Annotated in this window: 2 protein-coding genes and 1 pseudogene; all 3 read right to left on the reverse strand. The window is 35.6% G+C overall.

The window, feature by feature from the left end; genetic code table 11:
- Positions 1 to 348 (reverse strand): annotated as a pseudogene (locus GOU96_RS17195) (hypothetical protein); the annotation flags it as partial.
- Positions 349 to 367: 19 nt separating this feature from the next.
- Positions 368 to 1,435 (reverse strand): hypothetical protein, encoded by a 1,068-nt coding sequence (locus tag GOU96_RS17200; protein WP_267783186.1) that lies wholly within the window; start codon positions 1,433 to 1,435, stop codon positions 368 to 370.
- Positions 1,432 to 2,493 carry a hypothetical protein gene (locus GOU96_RS17205; protein WP_267783188.1) on the reverse strand — a complete coding sequence of 354 codons (1,062 nt, stop codon included), beginning with the start codon at positions 2,491 to 2,493 and terminating at the stop codon, positions 1,432 to 1,434. Before GOU96_RS17205 ends, GOU96_RS17200 begins: the two co-directional genes overlap by 4 nt.
- Positions 2,494 to 2,828: the final 335 nt, after the last annotated feature.

Below are 2,828 nucleotides of genomic sequence, written 5' to 3' on the forward strand. Positions count from 1 at the left end.
ACTCACCCCATCTGCACCAGATAAATAATCAATAAATGACCTTACTGATTTTGGTGGGTTATATAATGTTAAAAGACAAAGAGCACCATTAATTACTTTAATTGAAAAACAAACCTGCTCAAACACCACTCGCTCAAACTCAATCATCTCACCAAATGGGTCGAGAACAGGATCAAATACTATGACCTTTTTATTGAAGGTCGCAGTTATTCCATCATGGGAAAGCTCAACCTTAGTAAAGCCTGCTCCAGCTTCATTCGAGTATGGTGTGTTTTTTATGAAGTTAAAAATTACATCAGGTGAAACCCTGCATTTCAACCTCATCCACTTAAGCCTTACTTGTGACATAAACTCACCCCGCGATGAATTAGCTAATATCAATTATAATGGAATACGCAGTATTTTCAATCAGCCTATTAAATCTACGCGCTTCAATATTAGTTAATTTCTGAGGCTTGCTAAAATACTCTCCGCCACCTTTATACTTACGAACACCTTTAACATGATATGAAAAATTAGTACAATTTAATGGGTCGCCAAACTGAGCTTCCAGTTCAAAAATATCTGGATCAACTGTATCCTCTTCAACCTTCCATTTTATTTTCCAAATATAGAATCCTCTATCATATAAGTTACTCAATTCTTCTGACTTAAGAACACCTTCTCCCTTTAATGAAGCCCTTGAGACATGAACACCTGTATCCGTATTCCCATCTTCTTCTTCAAGAGTTTCAGGTTTTGGATGATAAACGTAGGCATCTGTAACATCGAGTAATTTATATCCATCAAGCGATCTTATTAATTTATCGAAAAATCTCGTCCTAACGTCTGCCGATGTATTATGAGCAAGAGATATTTCATTTATTATCAGGTCAAGATTTTCATCATCTTTTTCCTTCTTGATTAAGCTAATGCTTTCCAATAAAGAGCTTTCATAGCCTTGTAGGATGTCATTGTCAGGCCGTCTAATACTATAACCATTACTATTATTCAAAGGTTCTATTTCAATTAGGGCCTCTTTTCTTACGACTTGTTTAAACTCACTTTTACCATAATCAGTTGCGAGATATCTTATATTCATAAGAACTCTTTCGCCATCTAATAAAACTTGACAATAATCATCTTGCTTTACTATTTCACTCTTTAACTTCTCTGCCGCCTGTATTAAATCCTGCTTAGCAATTTCTGTTTCAATTCTTACGCAAGTTATTTTTTCCGCCCTAGATTGCCCACCCAGTAATGAGGCTATTTTCTGATGTTCATAATAGTCATGATTCATCCTTGAATAGTTTTTGGCTAGCTCTTTTCTTGGGGTTTGCTTGCTTATAAGAGTGCCTCTACTTAGAAAGAGCTCCTGAATTTCTTTAGTCGTAATTTGCTTTTGATTCAGCGCATCATACAATGCTTTATCAGTAACACTATGAATATTTCTCATTTCAAATCCCAAGACAGAACCTCAGAGGAGAAGAACTCTTTAACTGAAGATATCACTTCCACTTCAAGTTTCTTTAACTTTAATTTAGCCTCTTCATCTAGCCCATACTCATGAGCATATTTTTCAACTCCTCGATGGAAGTGTGACATAACGCGGTCATTTTTTTCGCGGTACGCAATTCTAATTCTTATTTTATTAATACCATCAAGTATTTGATAATTTGACAATAAATCTAGTAGGTAGAAAAATTCATTATCACTATTTGCTTTCTCATTATAGTAAACAACAAATCCCTCTGGATATATCTCCTCTTCTTTCTTAGTGTCTCTATTATATTCATAAACAGCTCCGTGCTTCACTAGCATGAATGGAGCAAATAGAGTTTCAATCGTAGCTGGCAAATATTTATCAGTAACCGCTACTTTATGCATTGTTAATTGCGGGTAATAAAAACCATAATCTTGCTTAGGGAATACTCCCCTTGCAATCATATCATTCATATCATTAGTTACAGTCAACATATAATTAATCAAGAATGGATCAATGATATGAATTTGTTGACCGGGACAAAGAGGGATATTATCTAGGTTAACAGCCTGCTTTCTTCTTCCTTTCTCCGGTTTTGGAGGGTAAAAGAAATCATAAAAATTATGCTGCAATTGATTGTCATGATTAAATACAAATAACAAACCTCTAATCTCACAATCTACTTGTGAGAAATTATATTTTTCTGACCACTCTGAACTATATCTGGCACACTCAATTGTTTTAGCTAATGAGACTAGTGTTGATTCAATTTTTTTGGCATCAATAGAGCCTTTTGCATAACTTTTTAGGTCTGTATTTAGGTAGATAACTTTATTTAGATATGGATCTTTGTAACTAAAGACGACATCCACTGGATGAGTATGACTCTGTTTTTTCCCATCCGGTTTATGCTGTTCCTCATTATCGCATGCAAAATCTTGGTCATATGGGCCCTGTTGCTGCCACTTAAATCGACTAAACAAATCCTGAGATATTCGCTTAGCTAAATCCTCAATTGGCCCGTTTTCCATCTGATATCCTTACCTATCTTACAGATAAACCTGATGGCAAGATAATTGTTAGGATCATTGCTTGCAAGAATTTTAGACCAATCATGAGAGTTATAGCGCGGAATTGCAGCTCTTCCATCCCAAGTGCTTATGGGGCTTCATGCATCGAGATGACTGTCAATATCTAGCGACATTTGTTCCTTAAATTGAGTCATACAGACAAAATCAACTCGGTAGCCACCATAGCAAATGGCGCTTGGTATTATAGCCAACACTAACATGTTGGTTCTTGGGAAAGAGGGAGACTCTTGGTCTGAATCGTTTTCAATGGATTACTGTATGCAAGTTATTGCTTA

It is taken from the genome of Vibrio sp. R-1, from assembly GCF_035615595.1.
Classification (GTDB): domain Bacteria; phylum Pseudomonadota; class Gammaproteobacteria; order Enterobacterales; family Vibrionaceae; genus Vibrio; species Vibrio cholerae.